Origin of the sequence: Parabacteroides sp. PFB2-10 (genome assembly GCF_029893085.1) — a bacterium.
In the GTDB taxonomy this organism is placed as follows: domain Bacteria; phylum Bacteroidota; class Bacteroidia; order Bacteroidales; family Tannerellaceae; genus QVMG01.
Window position 1 is genome coordinate 216,236 of the sequence record NZ_JARXWI010000004.1, and the last position, 16,491, is coordinate 232,726.

Here is a 16,491-nt window from a genome sequence, read left to right on the forward strand (position 1 = left end):
CCTGTATGATGCATAGAATACATCCCATATGGCCTCTTTGTTGGATCCTTCTTGTTGTCCTGTCCCTGTTTTCCTGTAAGGAAATAATCGATATTGATACGGATAATGCCCCGGAACGGCTGATTATCTATGGCACCTATTCCAACGAATATAAACGTCACGCTATCCGCCTGACCCGCTCGGCAGGCTATTTTGAGACGACGCCTCCCCAAGGGGTATCGGGCGCCGTGGTGACCCTGTATAGCGGAGATAAATCGATCGAGCTGTATGAACTATTGACCGAGCCGGGCACCTACCTGATGGAATCCTCCCGCAAAGGCGTGGAGGGACAGGCGTATCGTCTGCATGTAGCGGTAGACTTCGATGGTGATGGCGAGCGGGAGGAGTTCGAGGCGACCTCTTACCTGCCGTATGCTGCCCAGCTCGACTCGATCGCTTTCCGGAAAGTGACCCTGATCAATGACATGATAGAGATCAAGCTGTATGGACAGTTGCCGGATAACGAGGAGAATTACTTCAGCCTGCATGCCGCCCGCAATGGCCGTTTGATCAACGACTCCCTGGATGGCTATTTTATTATCAGTGAAGAATACCTGGGTAAGAAGGAGTTCGATGGCGTTGCCTGCTTCTATCTGAATCAGAAAAATGAAGAGACGCTGGTGCAGCCGGGTGATGAAATAGAATTGATCGTAGATGTGATAAACAAGGACTATGCCGACTTCCTCTCTCACGCGCAAAGCGAAGCCGAAGGATCCATCCCTTTCTTTGGAGGTCCTCCGGCTAATATCGAGTCTAATTTCAGATCGCTCTATAATCCCGGGCAGGTGGCCGTATCGGGCTTCTTTGCTACCTATGCCCGGTCGACAGTGACGCGGGTCTATGAGTAGTTACCGTCCTCCTGCCGGCAGGTAGTCGAGCCAATACTTCTCCATGCTTTTGCGCAGGTGGCGGGTAGTGCCTTTCCCTTCGCTGATGCCGTGGCTGCGCATCGGATAGCTTATCTGGGAGAATACCTTTTCGTGTTCGATTAATTTGTTGACCAATAGTTCGCAATTCTGGTAATGCACATTGTCATCACCTGTTCCGTGGATCAACAATAGATTCCCTTTCAACCCTTCTACATACGTAATGGGAGAGCCTTTGCGGTAGCCTTCCGGATTAGCCTGTGGCGTATTCATATAGCGCTCTTGATAAATAGTGTCGTACAGGCGTTGGTCGGCAACAAAAGCAATCGCGATGCCTGTCAGGAACACATCCGGGTAGCGGAACATACAGTTGAGTGTTTGGCTGCCGCCTCCACTCCATCCGGTAATGCCAATCCGCGATGGGTCGATGTAGGAGAACTGTCGCGCCATGTCCATAATACCCCGGCATTGATCTTCGGAGGCAAAAGTACCTACCTCGCCATAGATACATTTGCGCCATTCTCTTCCGCGCGGCGTATTGGCACCCCGGTTTTCGATACTGACAATCAGGTATCCCAGGTTGGCAAGGTATTGGTGCCAGAGGTCTCCACCTCCCCAAGAGTCCTGTACGGTGGCGCTGGCAGGTTCGCCATACACATCGATGATAACGGGGTATTTCTTTGTCGCATCGAAGTTGACCGGTTTAATCATCCAGGCATCCAACAGGAGGTCACCCGAGCGCACTTTCAGAAACTCTTTCGGGCGCAATCCCAGGGCGTCGTATTGCTCTTTGCCCTTTTGGTTGTCTACAATCACACGTGCCGTCTGGTGTTTCGGGAAAGAGACCATGGAAATAACGGGCGGTGTCACCGCATTATGGAACGTATGTACCGCCCATTTGCCGGTAGGCGACATGGTGTAACGGTGTTGTCCCGCTTGGTCGATGGGTGAAAGCCGCTGCACTTCCCCTTTGCCCATCAGACGAGCCGAATAGAGATAGCGCTGTGTGAAGTTATCGGGTGAAGCCATGAAATAGACCAGTCCCTTTTGTTTATCCATGCCTACGGGTGAAATATAGTCGAACTCCCCTTGGGTGATCGGCAGGATCTCTTTTCCGTCACGGCTCACCCGATAGAGATGGCGCCAACCACTTCGCTCGCTTTCCCAGGTGAAGTATTTATTGTTTTGCAACCATTGGATATTATCATTGGTATCCAGCCAGGCATCATCCCGGTCGGTAAAGATATTCTGCGGAGTCGGATTGTTCAGATCAACGATCCAGACAGTATTGGTGTTCTGTGGACGGTTGAGTTGCTGGATAAATAGTTCGTTGCTTTCCGGGATAAATTCCATGCGTGGCAGGTAGTTATTGCGCGGATCACCCGGTATATCGATCCAGGTAGTCGTGCCGCCCGTTGCCGCGATAAAGCCGACCTTCACCGCCGAATTGGCCGTGCCTGCTTTCGGATAGGGGAAATGTAGGATGGTGGGGTAGAGCTGATCGACGTTGTTGATAATGTCGAATACGCCCGTTCCTTCCGTATCGCTTTGCCAGTAAGCGATCTGCTTTCCGTCGGGACTCCACCGGAAGCCGTCTCGACAGCTGAATTCTTCTTCGTAGACCCAATCGAAGGTGCCGTTCACAATTGTCTCATTGCCGTCGAAGGTGAGTTGAGTAATTGTTTCCGAGGCCAGCTCTTCCACATAAATATTGTTTTTCGATACATAGGCTACGCGGGTAGCGTCGGGCGAGAATTTGGCAAACATCAGGGAAGACTCCGGCAAGCCCTTGCCGATCTGTTGCAACTTGTTGTCGGTCAGGCTGAGCACCCAGTAGTCACCCCGTGTGTCATAGCGCCATACCCGTTGGGTATTATTGTAGATCAATACTTTCTGATTGTCGTCGCTCCAAGTGATACTGCGTATCGGTAGGGGCTTTCCGGTTGCCTTGTCGGTAAAGAGCGAGGAGGGAATCAACACCTCCCGTTTGTTGTCTTTGGCTCGGTAGGCCACCACGTCCATACCTCCTGTTTCGGCATTACGTTCCAGGCGGCTGTAGCGCTCCCCGTCTTTTAGCCAGTTAATCGTTCCGCTTCCTTCGGTCTGTATCAGCCGGCCTGAGAAGACATCGTCGAAACTCAATGGATTTTGCGCAGTCGCGGCCGTGCCGTGGAAGCATAGAAATAGTGTCAGCGTAAAGATAAAAATCTGTTTCATGGTGTTATTATTGATCTAGTTAAACAAGCGAATAGTTGTGGGCTCAAATATAAGAATTTATCGAAAGGCGAATTATTATTTTGACAAAATCGCGGTTTTTTTTAATAATAGTGTAAACGGATGTTAAAATGCCCATTTCCTGCGAAACCCCTAATTTACGATTTGTAATTTCGGAGGGACTTTGCGCGCAAAAAAGCGGGACTTCGGAGACAAACTCCCGGGAGAAACACTTTTTAACGTATGGATTTGTAAGTAAAACGCCCGTTTTGCTTACAAATGCGATTTTAACATTTGGGTGTTTGCCGCTGACCCGAAAACAGATGGCAAATAGCTTAAATTGGAAAAAATCTTTAGGAAATCATCTGATAGCTTTTCAATTCCTTTCTCAGCGCTTTGGCTTTTTGCTTGGTTACGCTATCCATAAGTGCCCAGAAGCGGGGGCTATGGTTCATTTCGCGCGTGTGGCAGAGTTCATGCAGGAGCACATAGTCGATCAGATGCCAGGGGAGTTGCATCAGGTAGAGGGAGAGATTGATATTTTTTGCCGACGAACAGCTACCCCAACGGGTGTGGCTGCTGGTGATGCGGAGGTTATTGTAGGTGAATCCGTGTTGGCCTGCCAACAGGCGGAGGCGTATAGGCAGGAGGCGTTTGGCTTCCCTGCGGAAGATATTTTTGAGTATTTCGCGGATCTGCTGCTGGATAGGAGGTTGAGAGATATCGATATGCGCCGGAAAACGTAGGGTGAGTAACCCGTTTTGCAGGGAAAGAGCTATGTTTTTTCGCTCTTCACGCAGGATGGAGAGGCGGAAAGAGGCGGTTTGCAAGTCGGTGTTTTCGTCGATGATCGCGGGAGGCGGGGTTTGTTGTAGTTTGGTGGTTAGTTTCAGACGGTTCTCTTCGATAAAAGCCAATATACGTGGCTCATCCCGTAAGGAAGGCATGGTGCCGATCAGTTCGCCCCGGACTATTTTGAGCGTGATGCGTTTATAGCGCGTTCCCCACCGCAAAGTGATTGTTCCCAGATCCCTGTCTGTTATCTTCTTTTCCGCCATTGAGAAAACAAAAATACGCTATTTATTACTATCTTTGCACCCGCGTTTTCGAATAATCAACAAACAATATAAAAAAGCAAGTTTATGAACAAAAAAGCACTCCTTATTATCTGCGATGGCTGGGGCATCGGCTCAAAAGGAAAGAACGATGTGATCTATAATACGCCCACTCCTTACTGGGACTATCTATTGGAAAACTATCCTCACTCACAATTACAGGCATCGGGCGAAAATGTAGGTCTGCCCGATGGACAAATGGGTAACTCTGAGGTGGGGCATCTGAATATCGGCGCGGGACGTGTTGTCTACCAAGACCTGGTAAAGATCAATATCGCCTGCCGTAAGAACACCATCCTGGAGAATCCGGGTATCCAACGCGCTTATAGCTATGCGAAAGAAAACAACAAACAGATCCATTTCCTGGGGCTGGTATCCGACGGAGGCGTACATAGCTCGATGGAGCACCTGTTCAAACTAACGGAGATAGCCAAAGAATACGGGGTGAACAAAGCCTACGTGCATTGTTTTATGGATGGACGCGATACCGACCCGAAAAGCGGGAAAGGGTTTATCGAGCAACTGGAAAACCATCTGAAAACGACCGGTGGCAAGATCGCTTCGATCATTGGCCGTTATTACGCTATGGATCGTGACAAGCGGTGGGATCGCGTGAAAGAGGCGTATGACCTGTTGACCGCCGGCAAAGGGAAAGCCTCAGAGGATATGGTAGCTGCTATGCAGGAATCGTATGACGAAGGGGTGACCGACGAGTTTGTAAAACCCATCGTGCATGTAGAAAACGGGCAGCCGGTAGCCAAGATCGAAGAGGGTGACGTGGTTATCTTCTTTAACTTCCGCAACGACCGCGCCAAAGAACTGACGATCGTACTGACTCAGCAGGATATGCCGGAGGTGGGTATGCAGATCATTCCGAATCTGCAATATTTCACCATGACACCGTATGATGCTACTTTCAAGGGGTTGACTATCCTGTTCGACAAGGAGAACGTGAACAATACCTTAGGTGAATACCTGGCACATGTAGGCAAGACGCAATTGCATATCGCCGAAACAGAGAAATATGCGCATGTGACCTTCTTCTTTAACGGCGGATTGGAAACACCTTTTGATGAGGAAGACCGCATCCTGGTGCCTTCACCTAAAGTAGCTACCTACGACCTGAAGCCGGAGATGAGCGCTTTTGAGGTGAAAGACAAATTGGTAGAAGCTATCGGGAAAAACAAATATGATTTCATTGTCTGCAACTATGCGAACGGTGATATGGTAGGACATACAGGTGTGTATGAAGCTATTGAAAAAGCGGTAGTGACAATCGATGCCTGCCTGAATGATACGGTAGAAGCGGCAAAGGCCAATGGGTATGAGGTGATCATTATTGCCGACCATGGGAATGCCGATAATGCGTTGAATGAAGATGGCTCGCCCAATACGGCTCACTCGCTGAATCCGGTTCCTTTTGTCTATGTGACAGAAAACAAAGAAGCTGAAGTGAAAAATGGTATCCTCGCCGACGTGGCTCCTTCGATCCTTTACATCATGGGATTGAAGCAACCGAAGGAGATGACGGGGGAGAACCTGATTAAATGAATAGTAATTGATAGTTGATAATTGATAATTGATAGGGATGCTCTATTGTTCTCAATTATCAATTATCAATTATCAACTATCAATTCTTATTAACATGTTACAAATTGACGACACCCTCATTAGTTTTGATCTGATAGAGAAGTATTTCCTTTGCGATTTGTCCCAGTGTAAAGGGGCTTGTTGTGTGGAAGGGGATGCCGGTGCTCCGCTGGAAAAGGGAGAACTGGCTGTGTTGCGACGGATATTGCCTGAGATATGGGATGAACTGTCGCCTGAGGCGCAGGCGGTGATCGATAAGCAGGGCGTGGCCTATATCGATGCCGGTGGCGAGACGGTGACCTCTATTGTCGATGGGAAAGACTGTGTCTTTACCTGTTACGATGAGGTAGGCGTTTGCAAATGCGCCATTGAGAAGGCCTACCGGGAAGGGCGGATCGATTTCTACAAACCGGTCTCCTGCCATCTGTATCCGGTACGCATAAAGCATTACCAAACCTTTTCGGCCGTGAACCTCGACCGTTGGAGCATCTGCAAAGCGGCGGAACTATTGGGGAAGAAAGAGGGACTACCTGCCTATCGCTTTCTGAAGGAGCCGCTTACGCGCAAATTCGGCCAGGAATGGTATGATAAACTGGAAACAGCCGCCGAAGAGTGGCTGAAACAGAAGAAGAAATAAGTAGTTAAAGAAGTAAGAAGAAACAGATGAATATTAAAGTAGGTGATAAAGTACGTTTCCTGAACTCCGTAGGAGGAGGTATTGTACGCAGCTTCAAAGGGAAAGATCAGGTATTGGTGGAAGATGCCGATGGCTTCGAGGTACCGGCATTGATCCGCGAGTGCGTAGTGGTGGGCGAAGGCAATATGCAGGTGCATAGTACGACGCAACCTAAAACGCAAGCGCCTGTCGAAGTGAAAATGGCTGAACCTGAGCCTGATCCCCAAGACCTACCCATTATAGAGACCCGCGAAGGGGAGCGATTGAATATCTACCTGGCTTACCTGCCGGTAGACCCGAAGGCCTTGACGGATAGTGGCTATGAAGCCTACTTTATCAACGACAGCAACTACTTCCTCTATTATAACTACATGAACCGGGAGAACAATAGCTGGTACAGCCGTTCGCATGGAGTTGTCGAACCCAATACGCAGGTCTTCCTGGAAGAGTTCGGCAAAGAGCATCTGAACGACCTGGAGCGTATTTGCGTGCAGTTTATTGCTTTCAAGAAAGACAAACCCTATGCCTTGAAGAACGCCGTATCGGTAGAGTTGCGCTTGGATACCGTGAAGTTCTACAAGCTGCATTGCTTCCGTCCCAATGAATTTTTCGACGATGATGCGTTGGTCTATCCGGTTGTGATCAATGACCTGCCGGAGCGGGAGCTATTGGTATCATCCGCCGAATTGCAACAGGCGATGCAGGAAAAGGCGCGTGTCGACCGCCGGGAACCTAAGAAGGTGCAAAAGAAACCGGCGGCGGATGGTATACTCGAGGTAGATCTGCATATCAACCAGCTATTAGATACAACAGCCGGCATGAGCCCTGCAGATATGTTGGCATATCAATTAGAGAAGTTTCATGACACCCTGAAATCCTTTGCAACCAAGAAGGGACAAAAAGTGGTCTTTATCCACGGCAAAGGCGATGGCGTGTTGCGCAAAGCCATTGAAACAGAGCTGAAGACAAAATACAAACACTATCACTACCAGGATGCCTCTTTCCGCGAATACGGGTTTGGGGCAACGATGGTAACTATAAAGTAGAATTATGAATTGTGAATGATGAATTATGAGAGGTCGCTAATTCCCATAATTCATAATTCATAATTCATAATTCATAATTCATACCGTGCTCGAGATCGAACGTAAATACATAGTGACAGGTAACTTCTTACCGGATGTGATCCGCTCGGAGCGGTTTCGGCAGGGGTATATCTCTTCCCAGCCGGGCAGGACGGTGCGTGTACGTATTGCCGGGGAGAAGGGATGGCTGACTATCAAAGGGCCTTCCCAGGACGGCGGGCTGAGTCGCTATGAGTTCGAACAGGAACTGTCGCTACAAGACGCGGAAGAGTTGTTTCTGCTTTGCGAACCGGGTGCCATCGAAAAGACAAGGCATTGGGCGATTGTCGACGGACATACTTGGGAAATAGACCTCTTTCATGGCGCCAACGAAGGTCTATTACTCGCTGAGATAGAACTGGTCTCGGCGGATGAGTCGTTTACCCTGCCCAACTGGATCGGAAAAGAGGTGACGGGCGATCGTCGTTACTACAATTCTATGTTGACCCAATATCCTTACAAAGACTGGAAAGAATAGCGCCAATAAGCCTTTTCCTGTTTTCATTTCCCCTATCTTTTCCCTATCTTAGTGGCCTGTTTTCCGATCTAAAAGCGAATGGGCACATATGAAATAATATCATTAATTGTTCAAATACTCTATGTCGTAACAATCATAGGGGTGATCACGGTGGTTGTTTCCGAGAACCGCAACCCGCAGAAGACGATCACCTGGGTATTGGTACTAACCTTCTTACCGGTGATCGGACTGATTCTCTATCTCTTCTTTGGCGAAAACCACCGGAGGACATGGAGCGTAAACCGCCGAATGACCAAAGACCTGGAGGGTAAAGCGACTCCCTATTTTAATCTACAGGACGAAGAAAGCTGCGATGATACCTACCGTAAGCTGAAGATATTACTTAAGAACGTAGGCAATTCGCTTGTCTTAAATGGCAATCAGATAGAGCTGTTTTCGGAAGGGAAGGATAAATTCGATCGGTTGTTTGCCGATATAGAGAAGGCAGAAAAGCATATCCATCTGCTCTATTACGCGATTGGAAGCGATCGGGTGGGTAACCGCTTGAAAGAATTATTGATCCGCAAGGTCAAAGAGGGCGTAGAGGTACGGATTATCTACGACGATGTGGGCTGCCTGAAGACAAAGAAGAGTTTCTTCAAAGAGTTGGAACAGGGAGGCGTACAGGTGGATTGCTTCTTGCCGATCCGTTTCCCGTATATCGCGCGGCGGGTAAACTACCGCAACCACCGGAAGGTAGCTGTGATCGATGGTCGGATCGGATATATCGGAGGGATGAATATAAAGGATTGTTATGCGGAAGGTGTGAGTTGGGGCGTATGGCGCGATCTGAGTATGCGTGTGGAGGGAAAGGCGGTGCATGCTCTGCAGGTTGTTTTCCTGTTGGATTGGTATTATTCGCACAAAGAGAGCCTGGAAAGCCCCTATTATTTTCCGGAGATATCCGACAAAGGGCATAATCCGATACAGATCGTTACCAGTAGTCCTATGAATACCTATGAGTCCCTGACCGAAGGCTTCTTTCAGGCTATTACCAATGCCCGGAAATATGTTTATATACAAACACCCTATTTCATGCCCTCCGATCAGATCCTAAAAGCCATGCAGATGGCAGCGCTGAGCGGTGTGGATGTGCGGCTGATGCTACCCAAGCGATCGGATAACCGCTTAGTCGGGGCAGCTTCTAATTCTTTTATCCGTTCCTTATTGGAGAGTCATGTAAAGGTTTATCTCTATACGGCGGGTTTCTTGCATACCAAACTGATTGTGGCGGATGATGATTTGGCGATTATCGGATCAGCCAATATGGATACGCGAAGCTTTGAACTGAACTTTGAGAGCAGCGCTTTCGTGTATGACGTGGATACTGCCCGGCAATGCAAAGAGATCTTTTTCCGTGATATGCAAGATGCTTACGAGGTGGATATCGACAAGTGGATGAAGCGTGCGCGGTGGAAGCATTACATTGAGTCATTGTTGCGGCTGATGACTCCTGTCTTTTAGTCACTTTTTTTCTAACAAAAAACATAATGATATGAAACGAATTTGTATTTCTTTATTGATTTTATTCATCTCCCTGCCTATGATGGCAGACGAGGGAATGTGGTTGTTGCCGCTGTTGAAGCAGCAGAAGTTTACCGATATGCAGCGCCTCGGCTTGCAATTGGATGCCGAAGACCTGTATAATCCCGAAGGACCTTCTATCAAAGACGCGATCGTGCATTTCGGTGGCGGGTGTACGGGTGAGGTGGTGTCGCCCGATGGATTGATCCTGACTAATCACCATTGCGGGTATGGGCAGATACAGCAGCATAGCACTGTGGAAAATGATTACCTGACGCATGGCTTTTGGGCGAAATCACGTGCCGAAGAGCTTCCCAATCCGGGCTTATCGGTTACTTTTATTGAAGCGATCGAAGATGTGACTGAGTATGTCAAGAAGGAGCTGGAGAAGGATACGGACCCGCTTAGTATGAATTTTATGAGCCCACGCTACCTGAATCAGCTGGCACGCGAGAAGGTGGGCGAGGCTTTCTTAGCTAATCATGCAGGGGTATCGGTAGAGATCCGGGCTTTCTATGGTGGCAATCAATATTATATGTTTACCAAAAAGAGCTATTCCGATGTACGTCTGGTAGGTGCTCCCCCTTCCTCTATCGGTAAGTTCGGTGCTGACACCGACAACTGGATGTGGCCGCGCCATACGGGCGACTTCTCTGTCTTCCGGGTATACGGCGATGCCAATGGGGAACCGGCTGTCTATTCGGAAACGAATGTACCGCTGAAGGTGAAGAAATGGCTGCAGATATCCCTCAAAGGGGTGCAGGAAGACGACTATGCCATGATGATCGGTTTCCCGGGAACGACTAAGAAGTATTATACCTCCTGGGAGGTAGCCGAACGTCGTGACATAGACAATGCTGTCCGTATCGCCATGCGCGAATTGCGTCAGCAGGCTTTGTTAGAAGAGATGCTGGCTGATCCGGCGGTACGTATTCAGTATTCCAGCAAATATGCCGGTTCGACCAATTCCTATAAGAACGCCATTGGCACGAATTGGGCGATTGGAAAGCGTGATTTTGAAGAGGTGAAGCGGGCAGAACAAGAACGTCTGTTAGCCTGGTCGCGTCAGAACAACAAAACAGAATACCCCGATGCCCTGCGTGCCATGGAGCAGATCATTGCCGATCGGAAGGACTTACGTTTCCGTAGCTGGATGCTGAACGAAGCCATTCTGTTAAGTCTGGAGTTCACACGTGTGCCCTATCAGGTGGAAGCCTTGATGGAAGCCATGAAGAATAAGAATAAAGAGGAGCAGGAAAAACTATTGACCCGCCTGAAAAGAGATTATGAACGATTTGCCAATAAAGATTATGCGCCGGCAGTCGATCGGAAAGTAGCCAAGGTCATGCTGAAAGAATACTGTGCCCGGGTAGCCAAGGAGAACCAGCCTGCCTATTTCGCAGAGATCGATAAGGCGTTCAAAGGTGACGTGGATGCCTTTGTGGATTATCTTTTCGATAAGTCGATCTATGGCAGTGAGGCCAATTTCAACCGCTTCTTTGCCAAACCGACCCTGAAAGCGTTACAGCACGATCCGATGATCCTCTTCGCAGCCTCCGTACAACAAGAAAGAGCCTACCTAACCGAGGCACAGGCCGCCTTCGATGCCGCCTATGCATTGGCGCACCGCTCGTATGTGAAAGGATTATTGGAGATGGATCAGGACAAAATGAACTTCCCCGATGCCAACTCCACCCTTCGCCTCACCTACGGACAGGTTAGGGGGTATGCTCCCCGCGACGCGGTGTATTACAAACACCAGACCACCCTCGAAGGCGTAATGGAAAAAGAGGATCCCGACAACTGGGAGTTTGTGGTGCCCGATCGTCTGAAAGAATTATATAAAACAAAGGATTACGGACGTTATCAGACGGCGGAGGGACAGATGCCCGTTGCCTTCTGCGCCACAACCCACTCGACAGGTGGTAATTCCGGCAGCCCTGTCCTGAATGCAAATGGTGCCCTGATCGGCATCAATTTCGACCGCAACTGGGAAGGCGTAGGAGGAGATATCCAATACCTGCCCGATTACCAACGCAGCATCATCGTGGATATCCGCTATGTCTTGTTTATCATGGATAAATATGCGGGTGCCTCCTACTTGATAGAGGAGATGGATCTGGAAGAATAAAGGGATTATTCCTGACAGAAAACAGGAAAACCCGGTTAATTCCTGTCAAAAGCATTCCGTATTGGGTAGTTTTTTTTACATTTGTTGAATTATAAAGTGTGAGCATAGATAAAATAACTATTCCAATGAATACCTTTACTCATCGGTTTGTGCGTATTGTATCCCTTCTTTTGATCGGGTTATTTATTATATGCGCCTCAGGCTATGCGGAAACTCAGTGGCCGGATAGCCTGAGGAAGCATCTCCAAACTCTTCCCGACAGCTCCCGATTGCTCTATTTGGAGAAGCTGGCGAACGACCATGCCTTGGAGTACGATTATATTCAATTCTACCGACAAGAAGCCGAAAGGCAACAAGATGCCGATCACCTGGCTCGTGCCCTCTCGCGGCAGGCCAACTATTATTATGTAGAGAAAGAGGATGCCTTGGCGCCTTTTGTTGAGGAGGTAGAGCCTCTACTGATAAAGATGAATCATCCGGTCGAATTGATACAGATCTTACGATTTAATCTTTACCTCTTGGTGCGGCATGGGAAGAACCAGGAAGTGTTGGATGGTGTCGAGAAGATGAAAACCTTATCCCGGGAAATGGATTATCCGATTGGCATAGAGATGGCGGATCAAAACCTGGCCTATTTTTATTTCCTCAACAATATGCCGGAAGATGGCGAAAAAATCTACCTGGATGTGTTGGATCGTATGGAAAAACGGAAGGCACCGCTTATTCAGCAAATAGCTCTGTTGGTTCAACTATTTCAATTCACACCGGGCGATAATCGGATGACATATGTAAAAAAGGCGGAAGACTATATCGCGGAGTTGAGGAAAGATCCGGAGGCTGCCGCGGCAAGCGCTTATCAGTTAAGTCGATATGATTACTCTGTGCAATTCTCCAATGCCTGGGAATTGATTCGATTGGGAGAATTTCCGAAAGCGCTTGAACATATCAATCAACTGGAAATACTGGTGAAAGAAAACGATATGGAGATCGACCGGCAGATCGGCCTCGACCAGTTGTATAATGAATACTATATGAAGCTGGCCTCCGTGACGGACAACCCGCAGATAAAGGAGGGGTATATTCGGAAAAGCATCAATTACATCGATAATATCATCGAACTCGGACGGCAACAGAATATGCTGAGTTCCCAGGAGCATTACATGAGTCAGAAAGCCAGTATCTATTATGATCTGGGCAACTACAAAGAGGTAGTCGATCTGCAGAAAGAGATCATGCTCTTGAAAGACTCGATCAACAAAACCGGTTATCAGGAGAGCCTGGCCGATATGCGTACGCGTTATGAAGTCGACAAATTAGAGATGGAGAAGGTTCAGGCGGAAATCGAAGCCAAACAGATGCGTACGCAACTGATGTTGTGGATTGGCGGATGTATTTTCCTGATCGTTCTTGTCGGTGGCCTGTTGTTTATGACCCGTATAGCTCAGCGAGGCAAGGCGGTCATGGCAGAAGCCAAAGAGAAAGCGGAAGCGGCCGACCGCCTGAAATCGACCTTTTTAGCCAATATGAACCATGAGATACGCACGCCGCTGAATGCCATTGTCGGTTTCTCTCAGATACTGGTCGATGAAGAAGACCGGGAGCGACGGCAGGAATTCTCCCATATTATCGAGAACAACAACGAATTGCTTCAGACACTCATCGGTGATGTGTTGGATATCTCCAAGATCGAATCGAACACCATCAGCTTGTATTACAAAAAGCAATCGCTCGAAGCGATGATGAAAGAGATCTACGATATGATAAGGCTGCGGGTCTCTCCGTCGGTCGAACTCCTGTTGGATCCTTGTGATGAATTGGTTGTCGAGACCGATCGCAGCCGGTTGATACAGGTATTGACCAACCTACTGACCAACGCCGTGAAGCATACCCATACCGGCCATATCCGTTTTGGGTATGAGCGCAAAGGAAGCGAAGTGCTTTTCTACGTGGAAGATACCGGCGAGGGCATTCCGAAAGAGGAACAGGAGGCGATATTCAACCGCTTTGCTCAGTTGCAAAACGGTAAGAAAGGGGTCGGCCTCGGATTGGCTATATGCAAAGGATTGGTCACCCAAATGGGTGGACGCATCTGGGTCGAATCGACACCAAAAAAGGGATCTACCTTCTATGTGCGCATCCCTCAAGATAAACCGGAAAAGAGAGCCTAAGCTCTCTTTTCTTTTTTATTATTTCTCAGCGGCTTCTCCTCCGAATTCCATCAGATAAGCCTTGATAAATCCATCGATCTTACCATCCATCACCCCGTTTACGTCGGAGGTCTGGTAGTTGGTACGATGGTCTTTCACCCGTCGGTCGTCGAACACATAGCTACGGATCTGCGATCCCCATTCGATCTTCTTCTTTCCGGCTTCGACCTTCTGCTGCTCAGCCATACGTTTCTGCAACTCCATATCGTACAACATAGAGCGCAACAGACGCATCGCATTCTCGCGGTTGCCCAACTGTGAGCGGCTTTCGGTGTTCTCGATCAGGATCTCTTTGGCTTCGCCCGTGTCGGGATCTTTGTAGTTATAGCGCAGACGCACACCGGTTTCCACCTTATTTACGTTCTGCCCACCGGCACCTCCCGAACGGAACGTGTCCCAGGTATAATCCGCCGGATTGATTTCGATCTCGATCGTGTCGTCCACCAAAGGAGTGACAAACACCGAGGCAAACGAAGTCATGCGTTTCCCCTGTGCATTGTAGGGCGAGACGCGCACCAGGCGGTGTACCCCGTTTTCGCCTTTCAGGTAGCCATAGGCATAGTCGCCTTCGATCTGCATGGTCACGGTCTTGATGCCCGCTTCGTCGCCCTCTTGCAGGTTGCTGACAGTCACCTTATGTCCGCTGGATTCTCCCCAACGGATATACATACGCATGAGCATGGAAGCCCAGTCCTGACTTTCCGTACCCCCCGCGCCGGAGTTTATCTTGAGGATGCATCCCAACTGGTCGGCCTCCTGGCGCAGCATATTGCGCGATTCCAGGTTCTCCACCAGCTCCAGGGCTTTGGCATACGCCTGATCGACCTCCTCTTCGGAGGTGATGCCCTCTTTCACATATTCGTAGGCTAATTCTAATTCTTCCGCAGCTGCTTTTACTTCATTGTAGAGTTCGATCCATTTCTTGAGTTCTTTGACAATCTTCATCTGAGCTTCTGCCCGTTTGTTGTCTTCCCAGAAAGTGGGATCCTGTGTGCGGAGTTCTTCTTCTTCTAACTGGATGGTCTTCCCATCGATGTCAAAGGTACCCCCTCAGCGCCTGATCGCGCTCCAACACATTCTGTAGTTGGTCTGATGTAATCATAATCGTTTTCTGTTTTTAATTCGGATGCAAAAGTACATAAAATAACCCGAACTTAATGTAAAGGATAGGTCTCGGGTATGGTGGAATGTGATTTTTAGCTTGCGGGTAGGGGAGGATATCTTCAATTGATTACCCATGCCACGATGATTTATTCCGAAAATGTTAAAATCTCGATTGTAAGCAAAATGACCTTTTTAGTAACAAATCCATACGTTAAAAAGTGTTTCTCCCGGGAGTTTGTCTCCGAAGTCCCGCCTTTTTGCGCGCAAAACCCTGCCGAAATTACAAATCGTAAATTAGGGGTTTCGCCGAAAATGGACAAATTAACGTTTGTTTACATTATGCGGATGGCGGTTTTTGGCAAATTCGCGTTTTTAATTCGTGGCCTGTACAATTTCCATAGCGATAGGCCGTTTTTATATAGGATTAATGAAACGCATGAGAAGATCTCTGTTAGGCATCCTGTTTGTCCTGTTATGCTGCACCGGTGTGGTGCGGGCACAATACGACGCGCAGTTTAGTCAGTACTTCATGGCCACCGGCTATTATAACCCAGGCTTTGCCGGACAATCGGAAAATCTGAACGTCTTCGGTATCCATCGTCAGCAATGGGTGGGTTTCGAAGGAGCGCCCAAGTCTTCCTTCGTGATGGCCGATATGCCGATCCGCTTTGCCGAGCGAACGCATGGCATTGGGGTGGTGATGTTTTCGGAAAAAATAGGTCTTTCGAATATCACCCAAGCTGGCGGGCAATACGCCTATAAGAAGAATATTTGGGGCGGCACCCTGAGTGTCGGCTTGCAACTGGGCATCTTCAATATGTCGTTTCAGGGCGATAGCGTGAGACTGCCCGAGAATGAAGTGGGTGCGGAAGCCGACCTGGCGATCCCGATCACCCAGGCCGAAGGGATGACCTTCGATATGAATGCCGGGATCTATTATTCGCATCCGACCTTTTACGCCGGTTTCGGCGTTTCCCATCTGATGGAACCCGAAATAGGACTGGACGAAACAGCTAAAACATACCCGGCGAGGATGTATAATTTTATGGCCGGATACAATATTAAGACCTCAAATCCGTTGATTGAGTTACAGCCGTCGGTTTTTCTGAAAACGGAAACGATCAATTTTCAGGCAGACATAACAGCTCGTTTAATCTATAATAAGATGTTCAACGGCGGTCTTTCGTGGCGTGTAAACGAATCGGTTATCCTCTTTTTAGGGGCTTCGATCGGGGCTTTCCAAGTGGGATATGCGTATGATTATTCCTATACGCCTGTCCGGAAGGCGACCCACGGCAGCCACGAGTTGATGGTGAAATTCAGCCTAAAGCTGAAACAAACAAAAACAGGAAAAAACAGACACAAGAGTGTTCGTATATTATAA

12 protein-coding genes are annotated in these 16,491 nt (G+C 48.5%); 9 read left to right on the plus strand and 3 right to left on the minus strand.

Annotation, left to right across the window (positions count from 1 at the left end; all coding sequences use genetic code 11):
* The first annotated feature begins 5 nt into the window (after positions 1-5).
* Positions 6-887: a DUF4249 family protein gene (locus M2137_RS05380; RefSeq protein ID WP_280765438.1), complete on the plus strand. Its 882-nt coding sequence runs from the start codon at positions 6-8 to the stop codon at positions 885-887.
* Here M2137_RS05380 and M2137_RS05385 read toward each other — a convergent pair whose 3' ends face one another.
* Positions 888-3,122 (minus strand): S9 family peptidase, encoded by a 2,235-nt coding sequence (locus M2137_RS05385; protein WP_280765439.1) that lies wholly within the window; start codon positions 3,120-3,122, stop codon positions 888-890.
* A 350-nt stretch (positions 3,123-3,472) separates the two neighbouring features.
* Positions 3,473-4,177 (minus strand): SprT family zinc-dependent metalloprotease, encoded by a 705-nt coding sequence (locus M2137_RS05390; RefSeq protein ID WP_280765440.1) that lies wholly within the window; start codon positions 4,175-4,177, stop codon positions 3,473-3,475.
* A gap of 84 nt (positions 4,178-4,261) precedes the next feature.
* On the opposite strand from M2137_RS05390, the gene gpmI reads away from it, so the two are divergent.
* The 7 genes from gpmI to M2137_RS05425 all read left to right on the plus strand — a co-directional run bounded on the left by gpmI (position 4,262) and on the right by M2137_RS05425 (position 13,964).
* On the plus strand, positions 4,262-5,785 hold the full coding sequence (gene gpmI / locus M2137_RS05395) for a 2,3-bisphosphoglycerate-independent phosphoglycerate mutase (protein WP_280765441.1): 1,524 nt from the start codon (positions 4,262-4,264) through the stop codon (positions 5,783-5,785).
* A gap of 94 nt (positions 5,786-5,879) precedes the next feature.
* On the plus strand, positions 5,880-6,461 hold the full coding sequence (locus M2137_RS05400; protein ID WP_280765442.1) for a DUF3109 family protein: 582 nt from the start codon (positions 5,880-5,882) through the stop codon (positions 6,459-6,461).
* Between the two features lie 26 nt (positions 6,462-6,487).
* A complete protein-coding gene (locus tag M2137_RS05405) occupies positions 6,488-7,546 on the plus strand; it encodes a DUF2027 domain-containing protein (RefSeq protein WP_280765443.1) in 1,059 nt (352 codons plus the stop codon).
* Between the two features lie 76 nt (positions 7,547-7,622).
* Positions 7,623-8,102 (plus strand): CYTH domain-containing protein, encoded by a 480-nt coding sequence (locus tag M2137_RS05410; RefSeq protein WP_280765501.1) that lies wholly within the window; start codon positions 7,623-7,625, stop codon positions 8,100-8,102.
* Between the two features lie 78 nt (positions 8,103-8,180).
* Complete coding sequence (gene cls / locus M2137_RS05415) at positions 8,181-9,605, plus strand: cardiolipin synthase (RefSeq protein WP_280765444.1); 1,425 nt, start codon at positions 8,181-8,183, stop codon at positions 9,603-9,605.
* Between the two features lie 31 nt (positions 9,606-9,636).
* Positions 9,637-11,796, plus strand: coding sequence for a S46 family peptidase (locus tag M2137_RS05420; protein ID WP_280765445.1), 2,160 nt, complete (start codon positions 9,637-9,639; stop codon positions 11,794-11,796).
* Positions 11,797-11,921: 125 nt separating this feature from the next.
* On the plus strand, positions 11,922-13,964 hold the full coding sequence (locus M2137_RS05425) for a HAMP domain-containing sensor histidine kinase (protein WP_280765446.1): 2,043 nt from the start codon (positions 11,922-11,924) through the stop codon (positions 13,962-13,964).
* Positions 13,965-13,982: 18 nt separating this feature from the next.
* Here M2137_RS05425 and prfB read toward each other — a convergent pair.
* A protein-coding gene (prfB, locus tag M2137_RS05430) for a peptide chain release factor 2 (RefSeq protein ID WP_280765447.1) occupies positions 13,983-15,105 on the minus strand; the annotation gives its coding sequence in 2 pieces (ribosomal slippage) (positions 13,983-15,041 and positions 15,043-15,105; 1,122 coding nt in all).
* A gap of 438 nt (positions 15,106-15,543) precedes the next feature.
* Here prfB and M2137_RS05435 point away from each other — a divergent pair.
* On the plus strand, positions 15,544-16,491 hold the full coding sequence (locus M2137_RS05435) for a type IX secretion system membrane protein PorP/SprF (RefSeq protein WP_280765448.1): 948 nt from the start codon (positions 15,544-15,546) through the stop codon (positions 16,489-16,491).